The sequence below is a fragment of the Frigoribacterium sp. CFBP 8766 genome (assembly GCF_014841435.1).
GTDB lineage: Bacteria > Actinomycetota > Actinomycetes > Actinomycetales > Microbacteriaceae > Frigoribacterium.
This window is the reverse complement of record NZ_JACYTX010000001.1, coordinates 203,792-224,529: the sequence shown is the minus strand read 5'-3', so window position 1 is coordinate 224,529 and position 20,738 is coordinate 203,792. Positions and strand designations below refer to the sequence as shown.

The following is a 20,738-nucleotide window of genomic DNA, read 5'->3' as shown; positions in this document are numbered from 1 at the left end:
ATGCGCTCCCCCGCCCGTCGGAGAGCACTTCTCGCCGGTTCACCGTGACCGCTGTCGGCGGCGCAGCGGCACGGCGGCACGGAAGGAGGCGGCGTCAGCGCGTCACGTCGGGCACCTGCACCTGCGCCCAGCGGCCGCCGCTGTGCAGGGCCCCGCCGCCGGCACCGGTGCGACCGACCATGAACTTGGGGATCTTCTGCCCGAAGAGCTGCGTGCCCACGAGGGCCGACGTCGGGGACAGCACCAGCCCCTCCTGCGTCTTCCGCACCTCGCCGTACGGCCCCGAGAACGTCTTGCCGGCCGCGTCGGGCGACACCGCCACGACGAAGGCCAGGCGATCGCGGTGCGCCATCAGCGCCTGCTCGAGCGGGGTGTCGCGGAGCGTCTCGACGTCGTCCACGACGACGGTGAGCACGACGCCGTCGCCGACGCGGGCCACCTCGGCCGCGAGGTCGTCGCCGGCCGACGGCGACGACGGCGAGACGGCGAGCGGCACCTCGGCGGTGCGCGCCCAGCGCGACAGCGGGGACTCGCGCGTCGCGACGACGAGCACGGGCCGCGCGTCCCACATCAGCTGGTGGGCGATCGACGCCAGCGTGGTCGAGCGGCCGGTGCCGCGGTCGCCGACCACCGCGAAGCCGCCGATCGCGGGCCAGTCGATCGTGTACCGCGACAGCACGTCGCCCCCGACGCCGACGGTCGGCGACTCGGCCGGCGACCAGGAGGCGCGCGGCAGCTCCGCGGCGTCGCTCAGCAAGAGCGCCCCGGGCAGGGCGTCCACGCGGAACGGGACCGGCAGGGCAGGGTCGCGCGGGGCCGCCTCGAACGCGGCCCGCGCCTCCTCGACGATGTCGCGCAGCACGGCCGTCTGCGCCTCGGCCGAGGCGTCGCGGCCGATCACCGCGACCTGCGCCTCGCGGGCGCTCGCGCCGAACATGAGCCGTCCGGCGGGCACCGTCTCGGGCAGCTCGCGGATCATCACGCCGGCGCCGCGGTAGTCGTTGACGTCGCGCAGCGGCAGCACGTACTGGTCGCCGATGAAGCCCGACACCCGGTCGCCCGAGACGGTGCGGTCGGCGGCCATGACGACGCGGATGCCGACGCCGGGCCCCTCGCGGAGCACGCGCGTCACCTGGTCGCGGAACAGCACGAGCTCGTCCGACTGCAGGGTCGAGGTGACCCGCTCCCAGCCGTCGACGGCCACGACGACGAACGGCAGGCGGTCGGCCGGCTCGGCCCGGCGGCGCTGCTCGACCACGCTGCCGACGGAGGCGCGCGACAGCACCGTCTGACGTCGCGACAGCTCGTCGAGGAGGCGCGTCATCAGCCGCGGCAGCCGCGTCGGCTCCAGCGCGGTCACCACGGCGCCCGTGTGCGGCGCCCGGGCCAGCGGCAGGAGCCCGCCGTTGCCGTAGTCGACGACGAAGAGATGCAGGTCTGCCGGGTCGTGCGCCCGGACGGCCTGCGCGAGCAGGGTCCGCAGCGCGGTCGTGCGGCCCGAGAGCGCCGAGCCGATGAAGAGCAGGTGCGAGCCCGCGGCGACGTCCCAGACGAGCGGGCGCTGCGTCTGCTGCGCGGGCACGTCCTCGAGGCCGATGACGAGCTCGTGCGGGTGCGCGGCGGTGCCGGTGCCGTCGGGGGCGGGGGCGTCCGCGGCGGACGAGACCACCGCCTCCAGCGGGAGCATCGTCGGCAGCGGCAGCAGCCAGGGCGACGGGTTGGCCGGCACGCCGAGCAGCCGCGTCGCCTCGGTGACGAGGTCGACGAGGGCGCGCAGGTCGGTGTCGTCCTGGTCGACCCCGGCCGACGCGGCCCCCTGCGAGGGGAACCGCGGCTGGTAGCCGACTGCGCGCCAGTCGAGCTCGGCGAGGGCAGGCAGCACCTTGCGCGTCCGGTGCGCCCCGGGGCGTACGCCGGCGACGCGGGCCGTCTGGAACGCCGCCGGTGCGACGCCGACCCCGGCGCGCACGAAGCCGCGGCCGGGCGTCGCCACGCCGATGAGCGACGCCTCGGGCGAGCCGAGCACGTCGGTCGAGTCGGCGCGGTCGGTGACGCGCAGCGCGACGCGGAGGTTGATGTTCGACTGCATCTCGGGCGTGATGACGCCGCTCGGGCGCTGCGTCGCGAGCACGAGGTGCACGCCGAGGGACCGGCCGACGCGGGCGATCCGCACGAGGCCGTTGATGAAGTCGGGGTGCTCGGTCTTGAGCTCGGCGAACTCGTCGATCACGATCATCAGCCGGGCCAGGCCGAGACGGGCCGCCGTCGCCGGGTCCTTCGACCAGGCCGCGTCGACGTCCTTGACGCCCAGCTCGGGGCGGCGCAGCACGGTCTCGCGGCGCTTCAGCTCGGCGTCGAGCGACTGCAGCGCCCGCTCGGTCTCGCGCGCGTCGAGGTTCGTGACCATGCCGACCGTGTGCGGCAGGCGCGAGCAGTCCTCGAACGCGGAGGCGCCCTTGTAGTCCACGAGGACGAAGTTGAGGGCGTCGGGCCGGTTCGCGAGGGCGAGCGAGACGACCCAGGTCTGCAGGAACTCCGACTTGCCCGAGCCGGTCGTGCCGGCGACGAGCGCGTGCGGGCCGTCGGCGGCGATGTCGACGGCGAACTGCGAGTCGGGCCCCGCGCCGACGACGACGGCGGTGCGCCGCGGCGAGAGCTGCCAGCGGTCGACGATCGCCTGCGGGTCGTCGAGGTCGACGCCGAGCAGCTCGGTGTACCGGACCGACGTCGGCAGCATGCCCTCGTCGCCGACGCCGCTGACGTGCTTGATCGAGCAGAGGCTGCGGGCGATCTGCTCGGCCGCGGGCAGCGAGAGCCCGTCGAGCAGCACGTCGGGGTAGTACGCGGCGTCGGACTCGAGGCGGGCCAGCGAGTGGTCCTCGCCGTCGACGACGACGACCGTGCGCGACTCCTCGGGCAGGCGGGTGCGGTCGGTGTCGATCGCGATGACGTGCACGTCGGCCTGCCCGCCCGACTCGAGCAGCGAGACCATGCCGGGCAGCATGCGGAACCGGCGGGCGCCGTCGACCACGACGACGACGGTCGAGTCGAAGGCGGCGGAGCCGCGCTCGGTCGAGGCGCGGAGGCGCGCGGTCGTCAGCGCGCTCAGCTCGCGCAGACGGTCCCGCCGGGTGTCGTCGGTGTTGCCGACGAGGGCCACGACCGACGAGCCGGCCTGGGCGTGGGGCAGCCACTGCACCCACTCCCAGAGGGCCGCGTCGTCGTCGTCGCAGAGCACGACGACCTGCGCGTCCCGCGGCGAGCGCAGGGTCGCGAACGAGGCGAGCATCGCGCGGACGGCGCTGCGCGCCGCGTCGGGGGCGCCGGCGAGGCCGACGACGCCTGCGGAGAGGTCGACCGCGACGGGCGAGGGGGCCACCCCGACGTGGCGAGGCGTCGCGCGGTCGCGGCTGCCGCCTCCTTCGAACCGCACGTCGAGCGGCACCTCGGTGACGCCGACGCGCACGTGCACGGCGTCGGCGTCGCGCTTGCGGCGCTCCCAGAGGCGCGAGAGCGGCAGGGTCGCGACGTCGCGCACGACCACCGGGTCGGGATGGGCGTACCAGCGGTCGAGGCGCTGCTCGCGGACGAGCCGGGCGATGCGCGTGCGGCCGTCGACGATGTCCTGCTGCCACTCGTCGAAGGTGCGCACGCCCTTCTTCTTCGCGCGGGAGCGCGAGGTGAGGAACGTGCCGATCACCATGACGGGCGACGCCGCCGCCATCATCAGCATCACCGGGCGGTTGAAGACGAGGGCCATCGTCACCCCGAGGATCACGGGGATCACCGCCGACAGCCACGGCAGTGGCGTCTTGTCGGCGTCGTCGGGGCGGTCACCCGGCAGCACGACGACCGGCGGCGTCGTGGCGGGCGAGATGCGGGAGGTGCGGTTGAAGCCCCGCATGCCGACCTCGTCGGGCGCGGTGTCGGCGTCGCTCCACGGGGCGAGGCCGATGCGCACGACCGAGCTGCCCAGCTGCACAACGTCGGCGGGGACGATCCGCCCGTCGCCGGTGAGCGGCTCGCCGTTCACCGCGACGCCCGCGGCGCCCTCGACGACGGAGAGGCGTGCGGCGAGCGGTCCGCGGCGGGCGCCGCCGACCTCGTCGACGGCGTCGAGCGTGAGCGTGACGTGGTGCCCGGCGAGCCACGGGTCCGCGATGCGCAGGTCGGCCCCGGCGCCGCTGCCGATGCGCAGCGGGGTGCCCGCGGCCAGCGGGACGACCTCGCCGGCGAAGGGGCCGCCGACCACCTCGAGGCGGGGCTGGCCCGGGTGCAGGGCGGGCGCCTCCTGCGGGGGCAGGGTCTGGCCGTTGAGCACGGGCGCGTCGACGAGTGCGGTGTCGGGGTGGACCGTCGGGGCCACCAGGGAGGGGTCGACGCCGAGGCTCTCGGCGACCTCGGCGACGGAGGTGTCGTCCGTCACGTCGAGCAGGACCGAACGCGGCGGCCCGGCGGGGGCCCCGGCGTCGTCGGTGTCGCGCAGGCTGAGTCGCAGGGTCACGGGGTGCCTCCGAGGCGGTCGAGGATCGAGACGAGCGGCGCGAGCAGCACGGGCGCGTCGGGGGCGCCGTCGTCGCCGTCGTCCGCGGGCAGGGCGGGGACGAGGGTGCGGACGGCGGCGGCGGCGTCTCCGCGGCCGGGGACGGGCGCGACGCGGGCGGGGCCGACCGGCAGCGCCTCGGCCGAGTCGGAGCCGGCCCGCACCAGCGTCACGCTGCCCGTCGCCTGGCGGCCGTCGGGCGTCACGACGTGGAACGCGAACTGGTCGACGTCGGGGGCCGGGTCGTCGTCGGGGGCCGGGTCGTCGTCGGGGGCCGGGTCGTCGTCGGTGCCCGCGGGCGGCGTGTAGACGGCCTCGTCGCCCGAGCAGCGCACCGTGCCGGCGGCGGGCACGCCGCAGCCGAGGAGGCGCGGGGCCTCCGCCGCGTCGCCGCCGCGGGACGGGCCGGCGAAGGTCAGGTCGTCCAGGTCGACGACCGTGTCGCCCTGCTCGGCGAGCGGCACCGTCACGGCGAGCGCCTGCAGCGGCCCGGCCCCGGTCGCGCCCGCCCCGGTCGCACCCGCCCCGGTTGCGCCCGCAGGAGAAGCGGTGAACGCCACCGTGAGGCTGGTCGTCTCCGACCACTGGTCCTGGGCGTCGCGGAGCCGGTACGACACGACGGCGTCGCCGACGAAGCCGGGCGCCGACTGCACGGCGAGGTGCGAGGGGGTCGCCCGGGCCACGGCCGCGCCCTCGGGCGAGACGCCGCGCACCTGGAGGCGGGCGCCGACGCCCTCGCAGCCGTCGCAGCGGACGAGGAGGTCGGAGAGCGGCACGAGCGCGACCGCACCGGAGTCGAACGGGTGGTCGTAGACGAGCTCGGGAGCGGCAGGAGGGGTGGGCGGCGCCTGCTCGACGCGGTACGAGACGGTCACGCGGGTGGGGCCGGTGCGCAGCTCGACCGGCATGACGACGGTGCCCGCGTCGGGGTCGTACTCGTCGACCGAGAGGGTCAGCCGGCTCGGCTCGCAGCCGAGCTCGACGCCCTCGGGCGGGACGACGGCCGAGCAGTCGGCGACGGTCCACCCCTCGGCCATGGGCACCTCGGCCTCGTCGCCGAAGGGGATGCTCACGAGGCCGGGATCGGCGGGTGCCTCGGCCTCGCCGGGCGCTGCGGTCGAGCCCGGCGCCGCTGCGGTCGAGCCGGGCGCTGCGGCAGTCGAGCCTGGGGCTGCGGCGAGCGCCGGCCCGGCCGTGCCGGTGAGCAGCGCCGAGGAGGCGGCGGTCGCGACGACCACGGCGAGCACGGCGGCACGCAGAGAACGTCCCACTCCCCGGCTCCCCTCTCGTCGAGTGATCCATATACTAAGGGCCACCGTCGACAGACCGGGCGGTGACGGCCCAGGGGGACCATGAGCGACGGACAGCACCGCGGGGGCGGCTCCGAGGACGAGTCCGAGGGCGTGCGGGCGGCCGAGGTCGACGACGACTTCGAGCTGACCGTCACGCGCGGCCGCCGGGCCCGGCGCGCTGCTGACGTCCCGGTGGACTCGGCCGAGGCTCCCCCGACGTCCTCAGCGCCGCCCGCCGCCGCGGCGGCGCTCCCGCCGATGCCCGCCTCCTCGCTCCCGCCCGCCCCCGCCTCCTCGCCCCCCGTCGCCTCGGGGCCCCTCGCCCCCTCCTGGACGACGGCGCCCGGCTCGCTCACGGCGTCCCGGCTCGGCTGGGAGCCGGGAGCCCCGCGGCTCGGCGAGGGCGGCGAGGCGGTCGAGGCCGCCCCGAAGAGGCCGCTCGGCAGCGAGATCGGCGTGCTGCCCGAGCTCGAGCACCGCGAGGAGAAGAAGCGACCGCTCTGGCGCCACCCCGCGTTCATCGTGTCGGGCGTGCTCGCCGTGCTCGCGGTCGGGGTCGGGGCGACGCTGATGATCCTGTCGCTCACTTCGGCCGGCCCGCCGCAGGTCACCGCGCTGACCGTCGCCGTCGGCGAGGGCAACGTGCGCCTCACGTGGGACGGCCCCGACGTGCCCTACGACCTCTACGCCGTCGCCTCCGACGGTGCGGCGACCGACCTCACGCAGCTGGTGCGCGGCACCGAGGCGTGGATCCCCCGGGTCGGCGGCCTGGTCACCGACGACTCCTGCTTCGTCGTGCGCGCGGCCGAGGCGACCGCGGGCGACCCCGTCTCGCTCGAGCCCGCCGACCTGGGCGACCAGTCGGCCCAGAGCGTCTGCGTGGCCGACGCCGATGCCGGCTGACGGCTGGTCGCGGCGACGCCTGCTCGCGGTCGCGGCCCTCCCGCTCGCCGGGGCGCTGCTCGCGGGCTGCGGGTCGGAGCCGCCCGCCGTGCCGACGCCCACCGGCATCGCCCTCCCCGACGTCGAGCTGTCCGACCCCGACCGGAACGGCCTCGAGTACCTCGACGGCCCGACGGCGCTCGACTCCGTGCTGCGCTCGGTCCGCACCGCGACGTCCGTCACGATGGCCGGCACCTTCACCGAGCTCCTCGCGGCGCCGCAGGGGTCGGACGTGCAGCCGGAGGGCCGCGTCCTCGGCGTGTCCTTCGTCGGGACCGCCTCCGACTACTCCGCACGGGTCGAGGTCGAGGACGACTCGGGCGTGCAGACGACCTACGTCCGCACCTCGGGTGCCGACTCCGAGATCACGACGGACGGCGCCTCCTGCGTGTCCGCCGCCGACGACGCCGTGACCCGGTTCGCCCCCCTGCTCTCGCCTCCCACCCTGCTCTCGACCCTGCTGCGCAGCGGCGACGCCGCGGTCACCGTCTCGACGGGGGCCGTCGTCGAGGGAGGCCCGGGCGAGCCCGACACGGTCGAGCTCGTCGTCGGGGACGACACCTCGGTCGTGGGCACCCTCGTCGTCTCCGCCGAGGGCGAGCCGCGGCCCGTGTCGTTCACGGCGGCCGACACGTCGGGGCGCGCGGTCTTCTCGTTCAGCCAGTGGGACGAGCGCGCCAGCCTGCCCGAGCTGGGCTGCTGAGCCGCCGGCGGCGCACGACGAGAAAGGCAGGGCACCGCACCGGCGCGCGGTCTAGCGTCGTCCGCATGACGACCGCGACGCGACAGACGGCCAGCACCCCCGCGACGGAGGCGACCATCGGCGACGAGGGCGGGCCGAGCAGCGAGCCGGTGACGCTCCTGATCCTGGGCGCGTCCGGCGACCTGGCCGCCCGCCTCCTGATGCCCGGGCTCGGGGGGCTGCTCGCCCACGAGCCGGTGCGACGCGTGCAGCTGATCGGCGCCGGCGTCGAGGAGTACTCGGACGAACAGTGGCACCAGCGGGTCGTGGACTCGTTCGCGAGCGTCGAGGCCGCCGGGCCCGCGGTCGACGCCCTGCTCGCCTCGACCCGCTACATCACGGCGGACGTGACCTCGGCCGACGCCCTGACCACGCTGCTCGACGCCTGCGAGGCGCCTCCCGCCATCTACTTCGCGCTGCCGCCCGCGATCACCGAGAAGGCCTGCGAGGCCCTGAAGCAGGTGCAGCTGCCCGAGGGCACCGCGCTCGCCCTCGAGAAGCCCTTCGGCACCGACGTGGCGTCGGCCGGGCACCTCAACGAGCTCGTGCTGCAGCTCGTCCCCGAGGAGCACGTGCACCGCGTCGACCACTTCCTCGGCCGGGCCACGGTGCTCAACCTGCTCGGGCTGCGCTTCGCGAACCGCCTGATCGAGCCGATGCTCAACAACCAGCACGTCGAGAGCATCGACATCGTCTACGACGAGACCCTCGGCCTCGAGGGCCGGGCCCGCTACTACGACCACGCCGGCGCCCTCGTCGACATGATCCAGAGCCACCTGCTGCAGGTGATGGCCGTGCTCACCATGAACGCGCCCTCGACCCTGACGGCCGTCGACCTGCGGGACGAGAAGCAGCTCGTGCTGCGCGCCACGCGCCTCCTCGACGGGGACCCCGTCGCGAACAGCCGTCGCGCCCGCTACACGGCCGGCACCATCGAGGGCCGCGACCTGCCCGCATACACCGCCGAGGAGGGGGTGGACGCCTCGATCGAGACCGAGACGCTCGCCGAGATGGTCGTCGAGGTGCAGAACTGGCGCTGGGCCGGCGTGCCGATCCGGCTGCGCTCGGGCAAGGCCCTGGCCTCGAGGAGGCGCGAGATCGTCATCACCTTCCGCCCGCCGACCCACGTGCCGCGCGAGTTCGTCGGCGGCGGCACGCCGGACCGCCTCCGCATCGCCATCGCCCCCGACGAGATGTCGCTCGAGCTCAACGTCAACGGCCCCGGTGACTCGTACGACCTGTCGCGGGCGACCCTGCACGCCGAGTTCGGCCTCGGGGACCTCACGGCCTACGGCGAGGTGCTCGCCGGGATCCTCGACGGCGACCCGACCCTGTCGGTGCGCGGCGACTCGGCGGTCGAGGGGTGGCGCATCGTCGCCCCCGTGCTCGACGCGTGGCGCGCCGGCGACGTGCCGATCGACGAGTACCCGGCGGGCACGGCCGGCCCGTCGTCCTGGCCCGCGGTCGAGGACGACTGAGCGGGCCGCTCAGCCGAGGGGCGTCCTCCGTGCTCCGTTCCGGACAGGATGCCTCGGCGTGCCGGGGCATCTCGTCCGGAACGAGGCATCGAGGGCGAACGTCGACTGCTCAGCCGACGCTCCTGGCCCGCGGTCGAGGACGACTGAGCGGGCTGCTCAGCCGAGGCTGACGAAGGCGGTCACGTCGTCGCGGGGCAGCTCGTCGGCGACGGCGGCGACCTGCATCGACGCGACGGTCACGGCGGCGCCGTGGCTCGTGAGGAACGCGGTGTCGCTCGCGTCCCGGCCGGTCGCGATGCGCAGCAGCGTGCTGCGCGGCGCGAGCGTCGTCGCGTCGACCACGTGCCACTCGTCGTCGACGAAGGCCTCGGCCACGGCGTGGAAGTCCATCGGCGACAGCCCCGGCGCGTAGACCGACACCAGCCGGGCCGGGACGTCGAGCGCGCGGAGCAGGGCGATCACGAGGTGCGCGTAGTCGCGGCAGACGCCCTGGCGGTCGAGCAGCGTCTGCACGGCGCCGTCGGTCGGCGCGCTGGCACCGGGGACGTAGGCGAGGTGCGACCCCACCCACGAGCTGACGGCCGCGAGCAGGTCGCGACCCGCGAGGCCGCCGAACTCCGCCCGCGCCGTCGGCGCCAGGGTGTCCGACTCGCAGTAGCGGCTCGGGCGACGGGAGCGCACGAGGTCGAGCTCGTCGACCGGAGGCGGGGCGAGCCTCCCCTCGACGACGACACGGTAGTCGACGAGCACCCGGCCGGCACCGACGTCGCACAGGTGCAGGCGGGTGCCGTGCTGGTCGACGAGCTCGCGCACGGCGACGGGGGCGCCGTCCTCGGTGACGACCAGCGCCTCCTCGGCTCTCTGTTCGTACAGGGCCGAGGCGGCGACCGACAGGACGAACTCGGCCGGGCCGGCGACGTCGAACTCGAGACGGGCGGAGGCGGTGCGCTTCATGCCCCGAGCCTGGCAGGCCCGCGGGTCGGGGCCGAGTCGGGCGTGCGTCGCGCATGTGAACTCGTCGACGGGACCACTCGACGGGCGGGGTGCCGGACGCGTGCGCTTGGATCGAGGGCATGCCCTCCTACCGCGTCCTGCTCTCCGTCGGCTCGTTGCGACCGGGAGCGCGGCCCGACGCGCTGCTGCCGAGCGCTGCCGCCTCCGCCGCCGAGCACGCCACCGTCGAGGCGAACGACATCATGATGGTGCGCGGCGAGCCCCAGCTCGTCGTGCGGTTCACGGGGACGGACGACGACTTCGCCCTCGGGGTCGGCGCCGCGGTCGAGTCGACGGTCGACCGGCTGGCCGAGGTGCGCGGAGCCCGGGTCACGCGCCGCGACGGCGGCGCCTGGACCCTCGTCGGCGCCGTCTGACGCACCACGCCCCGCCGGGTGGTCGGATGTCGTCGTCCCCGGTGAGCGCGACGACAGTTCCGGACCACTCGGCGGATCCCGCTCGTGCGTAGGCTCGACGCATGGACGGCAGGGGCGGCAGGGGCAGGACGGGCAGCGCAGGCAGGACGGCACGCGCCGTGACGGCGCGAGCCGTGACGATCCTGTCCGTGGCGGCGCTCGCCGCCGGGGCGCTCGCGGGCTGCGGCGAGCGCGACGACCCCGTCGTGACGCCGACCCCGTCGCCGGTGAGCCCGACGGCGACGCCCGAGCCGGCCACGCCCGAGCCCTCGCTGGAGGCGCCGGTCACCACGGACAAGCCCACGGACCGGCAGACGATCCCGCCGCAGAACTAGGTCACGCGGCTTGCGGCGGAGGCTCGGACCGACAGGAAAGGTCCTCCCCGAGCTCGGGGAGGACCTTCTCCGACGGTTCAGCGCGCCCGTCACCCCCGTGACGGGACGCGGCCGAGACCGGCGGGCGTGCTCAGTACCAGTTGACCGACTGGCTGTGGCCCCAGGCGCTGCACGGGGTGCCGTAGGCGCGCTCGATGTAGTCGAGGCCCCACGTGACCTGCGTCGTGGCGTTGGTGGCCCAGTCGGTCCCGACCGAGGCCATCTTGCTGCCGGGGAGCGCCTGCGGGATCCCGGCGGCTCCGCTGCTCGGGTTCGAGGCCTTGTAGTTCCAGCCCGACTCCTTCTGCCACAGGTTCACGAGGCAGCCGTACTGGTCGCTGCCCCAGCCGTACTTCGACGACGCGAGCTGCTGGGCGGCGGCCTTGGCGGCCGCGGGCGTGTTCGCGGCGGCCTGGGCGGCAGCGGCCGCGGCGGCGGCTGCCTCGGCGGCGGCCTGCGCCTCGGCGGCAGCCTGGGCCTCCGCGGCGGCCTGGGCGGCAGCTGCGGCGGCGGCGGCCTGGCGGTCGGCCTCGGAGGCGGCGGCCTGAACCGTCTGCGCCGTCGTCGCCGTCTCGGCCACGCGGGCGGCGAGCGTGTCGGAGTCGAGGTTCTCGTAGTCCGCGAGCGACGCGACCGAGGTCTCGAGCGCGCTGGCGTCGACCTTGTCCTTCGTCGAGGTCACGACCTGCGAGGCGATGTCGATCGTGGACTTCGCCTGGGCCTCGGCGAGCGAGTCGGCGATCGCCTCCTCGTTCTGCTTCACGCTCTCGGCGTGGGCCGCGGCGACGGCCTCGGCCGACGGGGCGCGGTTCACGAAGGCGAAGCCGGTGCCCGCGACGATCGCGACGGCGGCGACCGCGGTCACGCCGACGAGGCGGCGGCGGCTCGCGCGGCGACGGCTGGCGGCGATGGCCCGGCGAGTCAGCGGCGCGGCCGCGGTGCCGGTGGAGTCGTCGGTGGTGGAGCGGGTGGTGCTTGCGGTGCTGGTGCTGCGGGCGCCCTCGGGGGCGGGGGTGTTCTCGGAGGTCATGTCGTCCCATTGCTCGGCCGGCCTGCTCGGCGCGCCTCGGTCGGGGGCACGTCGACTCACCTCTGCGCCTCGGGTGCGCAGCACCGCGGGAGGCGCGGTGCACGACGGCACGGCCGGGGAGTCGGTCCCGGAGGCGGCCCGGCCGTTCCGCCCACGGGCGGACCGGTCGACCGGCAGGTGCTGTCGAGGTGACGGGTCGGTGTCGGTTCCAGCGGGGCCTCAGGGCCCGGCACGTCCGCCCAGCGCTGCCGAGGGGTACGGGCGGGCGCGGGCGAAGCGACGAGCATGCACCACGAGCCTGAGTGTCCCCGCAGAATCCTGGTCGCTGCTCGGTCCGGACCCCTCGGGAGTGGCCAGTTGGCGGGGTCTGGCACGACTCAGACGCCCACCAGGTGGCAAGTCGAGGGTCATCGTCGCCCGCAGGAGGCGCCTCCTCAGTCCTCCGTCACGGTGCGGCGGCGACGGCTCGGGCGACGGGAGACGACCAGGGCCGCGCCTCCGGCGACGAGCAGCGACAGCCCCATCAAGAGCACGCCGCCGAGGTCGGAGCCGGTGAAGGCGAGGCGCTGCGCGGTCAGGCCGGTGAGCACCTGCTCGGAGCCGCCGGGCGCGAGCGTGAACGTCGTGCGCACTCCCGTGCTCGGCCGCGTCCCCGCGGGGACTCCGTCCATCGACACCGTCACCGTGTAGTCGCCGGCGGGCAGACCGCCGACCGACCAGCTGCCGTCGGGTCCGGTCGTCACGACGATCGTGACGGGCCCCTCGGGTCCGCTCCAGACGATCGTCACGCCGACGCCTCCGACGCCCTTCTCGCCCGGGTCGCGCACTCCGTCGCCGTCCGCGTCGTCGAACACGACGCCTCCGACGCTGGCCGTGCCGCGCACCACGAAGTCGACGTCGAGCTGCTGCTCGCCGGCGTCCAGCTGCACGGTGGTCGCCGTCGGGGTGCCGCCGTCGAGGTCGGAGGCCGGCACGGTGCCCGCGGGCAGGGTCGAGGGGTCGTAGCTGACCCGCACCGCGCCGGCCGGGAGACCGTCGACGGTCCAGGAGCCCGACGCGTCGGTCGTCCGCGTCAGCACGAGGTCGTCGGGGGTGTCGAGGGCTCCGTCGGCACCGGCCAGGCGCACGGTGACGACCACGCCGCCGACGCCGGGCTCGTGCGGGTCGCGCACGCCGTCGCCGTCGACGTCGAGCCAGACCGAGTCACCGACCGACGCGTCGGCACGGAAGCCGAAGTCCTGGTCGAGGTCGGCCTCGCCAGCCGCCAGCGTCGTCGTGCACGTCGGCACGGAACCGGAGCCGGTCCCGGTCCCGGTCCCGGCACCAGGGTCGGAGCCCGAGCCCGAGCCCGAACCCGAGTCCGACCCGGCCCGCGTCGTCGTCAGCCCGGCGGGCACGCCGGCCGTCAGCTCGACCCGGAACTCGCCGGCGGCGAGGTGCTCGACCAGCCAGCGGCCCTGCTCGTCGGTCACGGTCGTCTCGACCCGGTCGTCGGGCGAGCCGAGCACGCCGTCGACGCCGGCCCAGGTCAGGGTCACCGTGACGCCGGGGATCCCGACCTCGTCGGCCCCCTGACGGCCGTCGCCGTCCTCGTCGAGCCAGACCGTGTCGCCGATCGAGCCCGCCCCGGCGAAGCCGAAGTCCTGGTCGAGGTCGACCACGCCGCCGACCAGCTCGACCGCGCTGCGACCGTCGGCCGATGCGTCACCCGCACCGTCCGACCCGCCCGTGGCGTCCGCACCGTCCGCGTCGCTGCTCGGCGTGAGCCCGGCGGGCACGCCGCCGACCACCGCGACCGTCCAGCGGCCGTCGGGCAGGCCGTCGACCCGCCACGAGCCCGCGGCGTCGGTCGTCGTCGTCAGCACGACGTCGTCGCCGCCGCCGGCCACGCCGTTCGGGCCGAGCCAGGTCAGCTCGAGCTGCACGCCGGGCAGGCGCGGGTCGCCGGCCGAGTCGGTCCCGTCCGCGTCGCGGTCCCAGAAGACCCTGTCGCCGAGGGCGTTCGTGCCTCGGTAGCCGAAGTCCTGCACCAGGTTCGACGCGCCTCCCGCGATCTCGACCTGCGAGACGTTCGGGGCACCTCCGTCGGGGTCACCGGTGTTCACCGCGGCGAGGGCCACGCCGCCGTCGACCGACACCCGGTAGCGGCCGTCGGGCAGCAGGGTGAACAGGTACGAGCCGTCGGCCGCGGTCACGGTGGAGAACAGCTGGTCGTCCGCGGTGTCGAGCACGCCGTCGGGGCCTGCCCAGGTCAGCGAGACGGGCTGGCCCGGCACGGGCTGCTCGTCCGCCGAGCGCACGCCGTCGCCGTCCGTGTCGAGCCAGACCGAACTGCCCACGGAGGCGCCGCCCGCGAACGCGAAGTCGGCCGTCCGGTGCGCCGTGGCGACCGGCAGCTCGATCGTCGTGACCCCGTCCGGGCTGGCGTCCTCGTCGCGCACCAGGCCGAGCCCGGCGGGCACGGAGGCGCCGTCGACGCCCACGCGGTAGCTGCCCGCGGGCAGGCCGTCGACCAGGTAGCTGCCGTCCGTCGCGGTGACGGCCCCGAACCCGGCGTCGTCGGCCGTGTCGAACCGGCCGTCGGGGCCGGCCCAGAGCACGTCGACCCGCACGCCGCCGAGGCCGCGCTCGTCGCCGTCGAGCACGCCGTCGCGGTCACGGTCGAGCCAGACGACCCGGCCGACGCTGCTGTCGCCGCGCAGGCCGAAGTCGGCGTCGTCGACGGTCGTCCCGGTCCGGGCGACGACGACGGTCGTGGCCAGGTCGAGGTCGGCGTCGCGTTCGTGCACCGACGACAGGCCGGGCAGCAGCGTCGTGCGGTCGACCACGACCGAGAACGAGCCGAGGGGCAGCGAGCCGACCGACCAGGCCCCGGAGGCGTCCGTCAGCACCGAGGGCAGCGTCACGTCGTCCGCGGTGCCGGCCGTGCCGTCGGGCCCGGCCCAGGTCACCGTGACGCGCACGCCGGGCAGGCCGGGCTCGTCGCTCGTCTGCACGCCGTCGCCGTCGCGGTCGCGGTCGAGCCAGACCCGGTCGCCGATCGTCGAGTCGCCGCGGTAGCCGAAGTCCTGGTCGAGGTCGACGGAGCGCTCGCTCGAGAGGGAGGTGCGCGAGACCCCGTCGGCCGGGCCGGCGGCGTCGTGCGTCGGCACGAAGCCGGGGGCGACGCCCGAGGTCACGGCGACCGTGTGGTCGCCGTTCGGCAGGTCGCGGACGAGCCAGTCGCCCTCGTCGTCGGTGACGGCCGTGAAGACGAGGTCGTCGGCCGTGCCGAGCACGCCGTCCGTGCCGAGCCAGGTGACCGTCACGCCCACGCCGCGCAGGCCGGGCTCGCCGGGCTGCTGCACGCCGTCGCCGTCGCCGTCCCACCACACGCGGTCGCCGATGCTCGAGGTGACCTCGTAGCCGAAGTCGGCGGTCAGGTGCGGGGCGTCGCCGGCGGCGAGCACGACGCTCGTCGTGCTGTCGCCTCCTGCGGGGACGTCGCCGGTGCCGTCCGCGGTGCCGTCCTCGTCGAAGCTCGAGGTCGCGCCCTCGGGCAGCGCGCCCGTGACGGTGACCCGGTGCTCGCCGGGCAGGAGGTGGTCGACGAGCCACGAGCCGTCGGCGCCCGTGACCACGGGGACGACCGCGTCGTCGGCCGTGTCGAGCTCGCCGTCGGCGCCGGCCCAGGTGACCGTGAGCTGGACGCCCACGAGCCCCTGCTCGCCGTCGTCCTGCACGCCGTCGCCGTCGCGGTCGAGCCACACGCGGTCGCCGATCGCGCCCGTGCCGCGCCAGCCGGTGTCCTGGTCGACGAGCTGCTGGCCCGCGCCGAGCACGAGCGTGCTGGTCGCGGTGCGGCCGCCGAGGCCCGAGACGCCGGCAGGGCCGGACGCGAGCAGGTAGCCGGCCGGCAGGCTGCCGACCCTCACCGAGTAGTTCCCGGCGGGCAGGGCGCCGACCGACCACGCGCCGGTCTCGGCGTCGCTGTCGCGCTCCCACTCGACGTTGTCGTCCTCGGTCGCGAGGTCGCCGTCCTGGCCCGCCCACGTCACGAGCACCTCGGCGCCGCCGATGCCGGGCTCGCCCGAGCCCTGGCGACCGTCGCCGTCGCGGTCGGCCCAGACGAGGTCGCCGATCGAGCCGTTGCCCACATGGCCGAAGGAGGCGTCGGTGCGGTCGGCGCCCTCGGCCAGCGTCAGCACGGCCGAGTTCGCCGAGGCCACGCCGTCGAGGTCGTAGCTCGGCACGAGGCCCGCGGGCAGGGTCGCGGGGTCGACGTCGACCCGGTAGCTGCCGCCGGGCAGGTGGTCGACCTTCCACGAGCCGTCGGGGCCCGACGTCGTCGGGTGGCGTTCGTCGTCGGCGGTGCCGAGCACGCCGTCGGCGCCGGCGAAGACGACGGTCACGCCGACGCCCGAGAGCCCCGGGTCGCCCGCCGTGCGGGTGCCGTCGCCGTTCGCGTCGAACCAGGTCGAGCCCGCGAGCGAGGCCAGGTCGACCTCGATGCCGACCGTGTCGGCGTCGAGGTCGTGGTAGGTCTCGTAGTCGCGGCCGTCGGTCGGCTGGTCCGCCACGCCCGCGTACGACGCCACGTCGGCCGTGTTGGCGAGCTCGGGGCCGGCGACCTCGTCGGCCGAGCCGAGGCCGGCGGGGACGGTCAGCCGGTAGACGACCGTGCGGGTCTCGCCCGGGGCGACGGGGCCGTCGATCGTCCAGCTGCGGACGGCGCCGGTGACGGTGCCCGCGCCTCCCTCGACCGGGGTGAAGCCCGTGAAGCGCGTGTCCGGCGCGTCCGTGACCTGCACGTCGTAGGCGGGGCCCGTGCCGACGTTGGTCACGGCGACGCGGTAGGTCAGGGTCTCGCCGGGCACGGCGCGACGGGTGTCGGCGTCGCCGACCTGCCCGTCGACGCGCTTGTCGAGCACGAGGCGCGGCTCGACGACGGTGACGGCGGCGGTCGACGCGAGGCTCGTGTAGTCGTACGAGGCCGCGACCGGGCGCGAGGCCGGCTTGCCGTCGATCTTGTCGGTCTTGTCGAACGCGACCTGCGCGACGTTGGTCAGCACCTGGCCCGACGTCGTCGACTTCTGCGCGTACGCGGTGTACTCGAGGTGCACGACGCGCTCGGCCGCGGCGGCCGTGACGTCGCCGAGCCAGAAGCCGATCGTGCCCGTGCTCGGGGTGCCGAGCATCGACGCGGTGAGCGACGGGTCGCAGGAGGCGCAGGTCACGGCCGTGAGGGAGCCGAAGGCCTGGCCGCTCGGCAGCGTGTCGTGCACGGTGACGTCGTAGGCGGAGACACCGGCGGGGACGCGCACGTCGAGCGTGTAGGTCGTGAGCTCGCCGGTCGTGCGGCTCGTGGCCGCCGGGTCGCCGAGCGCCTTGACGACCGACAGGGAGGGGCCGGTGACGGTGTCCTCGGCGGTCGCGGAGTAGCTGCGCTCGCCCTCGACGGGGCCGTCGAGCGAGCTGCCGACCGCCGTGGCGACGTTGCGGATGCGGGTGTCGCCGACCGTCTCGTCCACAGTCGCGCGGAAGGTGAAGTCGGCTGGCGAGGCGCCGGGCGCGACGTCGATCTCGGGGAACGTGATCGTGCGGCTCGACGGGTCGTAGCTGCCGCCGTCGACCCAGGTGAGGCCCTGCGGCAGCACGTCCGAGACGACGACGTCGTGCGCCGTGGACACGGCCGTGCCGGCGGGGTTCCGCACCCGGAGCGAGTACGTGACCGCCTGGCCGACGACGACCTTGCCGGCGGTAGCGTCGTCCGTCTTGGCGAGGGTGAGGGCGGGCTCGACGACGGTGGTGGTGACGGGCTGGAGGTTGGAGCGCGTCCGTTCCGGGGTCGACGCCGTCGCGCCGGCTGGCCACCACGTCAGTGTGCCCGTGTTCATGAGCGCATAGCCGCGGACGACGGCCGGGTCCGCCGCCGAGTCGACGACCGTGGCCGTGATGGTGAGCACCACCACGTCGGCGTCGCCCCGCTCGCTGACGTAGACACCCTGCGCGTTCGTCGGGAGGTCGAAGGACACGCGCTGACGGAGGCGGTTCGCCGAGGCGACCGTCGCGGGGGCGGCGGGCCCGCCGTTGATGCTGGCCGTGGGCACGCCGACGACCTGGAGCCCCTGAGGGAGCTGGTCGACGATCGACGGTGCGACGCCGGCCGACGAGCTGTACAGCGAGACTCCGCCGGGGATCGTCGTCGTCACGAGGTAGGTGATCTGAGACCCCACCGGAGCCCTAGCGACGTCGACGTCCTTCGCGACCGTGGGCTCGCCGGCGCGGACGGTCGAGGTGGCGTCGGCGCGGGCCGCGTTCGTGGTCGTGAGGGTCTTGTCGACGTTGTTCGACGGCGTGTAGGTGTAGGGGGTTCCCGTGTTCGTCCCGCCCTGGTACTGGCGCACGCCCGCCGTGTTAGCGAACGTGTCCGAGGCAGCGATGCCGGCCGGCACGGCGACCGAGTAGGTGAGCACGAGCGTCCCGTTCGTCGTCCCCGACCTCGCCGGCACGGTCAGGCCCGACCAGTCGATCCGTGAGCGCGGGCTCTCGTCCGTCACCACGCCTCCTGCGGTGACCTGGCTGACCTGGCCGGCAGTCCAGCCGGCGGGCAGCAGGTCGCGGACGCTGACCTCGGTCGCGGGCGCGTGGCCCGAGTTCGAGACGGTGACCGTGTAGCCGACCGTGTCGCCGCCCTGCACGGTGGTCGGCGTGGCCGTCTTGGCCGTCGTGAGCTGGGGCTCGGTCCAGACCGCGTCGGCCTGGTCGCGCAGCTGGAACACGGCGCCGGCCGTGTTCGTGAAGGTGAGCTTGGCGAGGTTGGCGGTGATGTCCCCGTCGGCGGCCGCCGCCGGGTCGCTGATGGTCGAGGTGACGATCGCCTGGAAGACGTTGCCCGACGCCTCGTCGGGCAGGGTCCAGGAGATCACGCCGCCGTCGGACACGGCGTCCGGACGGGCGGCCGTGTGGCCCGCGCCGTACGCGGCGCCCACGAAGGCGAACCCGGCGGGCAGGAAGTCCTTCACCGTGGTCGACACCGTGTTGAGCCCGACCGGGAACGTCGCCTCGATCTTCCAGCAGACCGTGTCGCCGGGACCGTACGAGGGGGCTGCGCCGCCCTCGGGCACCCAGGAGGCGGTGGTGCAGTCGGCCGTCGTCTGCGGCACCGCTACATGCTTGGTGAGCACGACGGCGGCCGCCTCCTGGCCGGCGGACGAGTCGTCCGGGGTCGCGAGCACGTGGGTGCGCAGCGCGTCGGGCGTGCTGCGCGCGTCGACGAGGGTCGACGTGGAGGTGAGGTCGACGCGGTTGGTCCACGAGTCCTCGGCGGCGACCGGGCCGACGCCGCTGCGGTACGAGCCGAGCGTGGTCGTCGTGAAGTCGATGGTGAAGGCGCCGTTCGTCGCCGTGAAGGCGGGCACCGTCCAGGTGATCGCCTGGGTCCACGGGCTGGCCGTGCCCGGGGTGGTCGAGACGGGGGCGAAGGCCGTGCCCGACTGGCGGTGCGTGGCGGAGCCCGCGTCGTACGACAGGCCGTCCGGGATCGTGTCGACGACGGTGAGGTCGCTCGTGCCCTGCGCGTACTCTGAAGTGGCGATCGCGAGGTGCCAGTTCGTCGTGGCGCCCTGGCGGATCGAGCCCTGGTCGTCGCCGCTGACGCCGCGGGTCTTGACGATCCGCACGTCCTCGGCGCTGACCGTCGCGGTCGCCGACGACGTGTAGACGGTGCCCTGCCAGCTGCCCGACGTCGTGGCGCTGTTCGTCAGCGGCTGCTCGTCGCGGGTCTCGCTGCCGGTGTTGTTGTCGAGGTTCGCCGTGGAGAGGCCGGTCGCCCCCGCAGCGGGCGCCCCGGCGGGGAACAGCTCGTTCTCGCGCAGCGGCACGGCCGCGGCGTAGCGCAGGGTGGTCGTCGCGCCGGCGGCGAGGTCGCCGAGGCCGGTCCACTCGACCCGCGTGTACACGCCGAGGGCCAGCGGTCCGGCCGTGCCGTCGGGGTCGACCCGGACGGTGCTGACGCTCGCCGGCTCGCGGCAGAGCCCGGCCGTGTCGGGCAGCGGCCGGGAGTCGAGGCGGGGAGCGCCCGGGTACTCGACCGTGCCGGCGGCGCTGTTGTCGACGCTCGTGCAGCCGAGGAACTCGAGGCCGGCAGGCAGGAAGTCGACGATCGAGAAGCCCGTCGAGCGGCCGACCTCGTTGTTCGTGACGGTCAGCGTGTAGGTCGTGGGGTGGTCGTGCACGCCGCGGAGCAGCTCGCCCTCGGGGCTCGAGTCCTCCTTCTTGTCGAGCTTGAACGGCACGAGCGTGGTCGTCGAGGCGGCGGTCGCGCTCACGACGGCCGGGTCGGCGACGGGCGCGCCGGCGGCGTCGAACTTCGGCAGCGTCCGTGCGGCCGAGCTGACGAAGGCGGCGCCGGAGGTCGTCACGACGGCCCCGACGGCCGCCGTGGTCGTGTACGAGTACGTGGAGGCGACGGTGACCCCGGCCTGCAGGTCGGCGACGTTCGACCAGATCAGCTTCGTCGTGCCGTCCGCCAGCTCGACGACGCGGCTCGGCGAGCCGAGGCCGGCGTCCGCCGAGGCGAACGTGGCACCGGCCGGGATCACGTCGGTCAGGGTCAGGTTGTAGCCGGGCGTCGAGGTCGCGTTCGAGGCCGTGAGCGTCACCGCGACGGCGTCGCCGACGAGGGTGCTGGCGGGCGCGGACTCGGTGAGGGTCACGGCGAGCCCGTCGGCCGCTCGGGCGGCGGTCGGCGCGACCAGGGCCGGGACGGCGAGCCCCGCGAGCACGACGGCGACCGCGAGCAGGAGGCGCCAGAGCGCGCGCGGGAGGGCAGGGGCGACGGGACGGGGCACGGGTGACTCCAGGAGCTCGCCCGGCAGCCGGGCGCGAGGCGCCTCGTCCGCGGGTTCAGTCGCGGGCAGCACCGCCGCGGATCGGGACGCGGCAGTC

10 protein-coding genes are annotated in these 20,738 nt (G+C 75.4%); 5 read left to right on the top strand and 5 right to left on the bottom strand.

Going from position 1 to position 20,738, the window contains the following annotated elements; translation table 11 throughout:
• Positions 1-94 precede the first annotated feature (94 nt).
• Positions 95-4,504, bottom strand: a complete 4,410-nt coding sequence (locus IFT90_RS01070) for an FtsK/SpoIIIE domain-containing protein (protein WP_192040630.1) — start codon at positions 4,502-4,504, stop codon at positions 95-97.
• A complete protein-coding gene (locus IFT90_RS01065) occupies positions 4,501-5,814 on the bottom strand; it encodes a hypothetical protein (RefSeq protein ID WP_192040629.1) in 1,314 nt (437 codons plus the stop codon). The genes IFT90_RS01070 and IFT90_RS01065 overlap by 4 nt, the downstream gene beginning before the upstream one ends.
• An 81-nt stretch (positions 5,815-5,895) precedes the next feature.
• On the opposite strand from IFT90_RS01065, the gene IFT90_RS01060 reads away from it, so the two are divergent.
• The 3 genes from IFT90_RS01060 (at position 5,896) to IFT90_RS01050 (ending at position 8,997) form a co-directional block, all read left to right on the top strand.
• On the top strand, positions 5,896-6,738 hold the full coding sequence (locus IFT90_RS01060) for a hypothetical protein (protein WP_192040628.1): 843 nt from the start codon (positions 5,896-5,898) through the stop codon (positions 6,736-6,738).
• On the top strand, positions 6,728-7,480 hold the full coding sequence (locus tag IFT90_RS01055) for a hypothetical protein (protein WP_192040627.1): 753 nt from the start codon (positions 6,728-6,730) through the stop codon (positions 7,478-7,480). The genes IFT90_RS01060 and IFT90_RS01055 overlap by 11 nt, the downstream gene beginning before the upstream one ends.
• A gap of 65 nt (positions 7,481-7,545) precedes the next feature.
• Entirely contained in the window at positions 7,546-8,997 is a 1,452-nt protein-coding gene (locus IFT90_RS01050) for a glucose-6-phosphate dehydrogenase (protein WP_192040626.1), read from the top strand.
• 156 nt (positions 8,998-9,153) lie between these two features.
• On the opposite strand, the gene IFT90_RS01045 is transcribed toward IFT90_RS01050, so the two are convergent.
• A complete protein-coding gene (locus IFT90_RS01045; protein ID WP_192040625.1) occupies positions 9,154-9,951 on the bottom strand; it encodes a transglutaminase family protein in 798 nt (265 codons plus the stop codon).
• A 119-nt stretch (positions 9,952-10,070) separates the two neighbouring features.
• On the opposite strand from IFT90_RS01045, the gene IFT90_RS01040 reads away from it, so the two are divergent.
• Positions 10,071-10,367 (top strand): hypothetical protein, encoded by a 297-nt coding sequence (locus tag IFT90_RS01040; protein WP_192040624.1) that lies wholly within the window; start codon positions 10,071-10,073, stop codon positions 10,365-10,367.
• Positions 10,368-10,468: 101 nt separating this feature from the next.
• Entirely contained in the window at positions 10,469-10,741 is a 273-nt protein-coding gene (locus tag IFT90_RS01035) for a hypothetical protein (protein WP_192040623.1), read from the top strand.
• A 130-nt stretch (positions 10,742-10,871) separates the two neighbouring features.
• Here IFT90_RS01035 and IFT90_RS01030 read toward each other — a convergent pair whose 3' ends face one another.
• On the bottom strand, positions 10,872-11,810 hold the full coding sequence (locus IFT90_RS01030) for a hypothetical protein (protein ID WP_244638739.1): 939 nt from the start codon (positions 11,808-11,810) through the stop codon (positions 10,872-10,874).
• 434 nt (positions 11,811-12,244) lie between these two features.
• Positions 12,245-20,641, bottom strand: a complete 8,397-nt coding sequence (locus IFT90_RS01025) for an SdrD B-like domain-containing protein (RefSeq protein WP_192040622.1) — start codon at positions 20,639-20,641, stop codon at positions 12,245-12,247.
• Between the last annotated feature and the right edge of the window lie 97 nt (positions 20,642-20,738).

Bases quoted from the DNA above. Each gene is read 5' to 3' on its own strand.
- IFT90_RS01035 (WP_192040623.1), top strand. From the start codon at position 10,469: ATGGACGGCAGGGGCGGCAGGGGCAGGACGGGCAGCGCAGGCAGGACG.
- IFT90_RS01040 (WP_192040624.1), top strand. From the start codon at position 10,071: ATGCCCTCCTACCGCGTCCTGCTCTCCGTCGGCTCGTTGCGACCGGGA.
- IFT90_RS01055 (WP_192040627.1), top strand. From the start codon at position 6,728: ATGCCGGCTGACGGCTGGTCGCGGCGACGCCTGCTCGCGGTCGCGGCC.
- IFT90_RS01060 (WP_192040628.1), top strand. From the start codon at position 5,896: ATGAGCGACGGACAGCACCGCGGGGGCGGCTCCGAGGACGAGTCCGAG.
- IFT90_RS01030 (WP_244638739.1), bottom strand. From the start codon at position 11,810: ATGACCTCCGAGAACACCCCCGCCCCCGAGGGCGCCCGCAGCACCAGC.
- IFT90_RS01050 (WP_192040626.1), top strand. From the start codon at position 7,546: ATGACGACCGCGACGCGACAGACGGCCAGCACCCCCGCGACGGAGGCG.
- IFT90_RS01045 (WP_192040625.1), bottom strand. From the start codon at position 9,951: ATGAAGCGCACCGCCTCCGCCCGTCTCGAGTTCGACGTCGCCGGCCCG.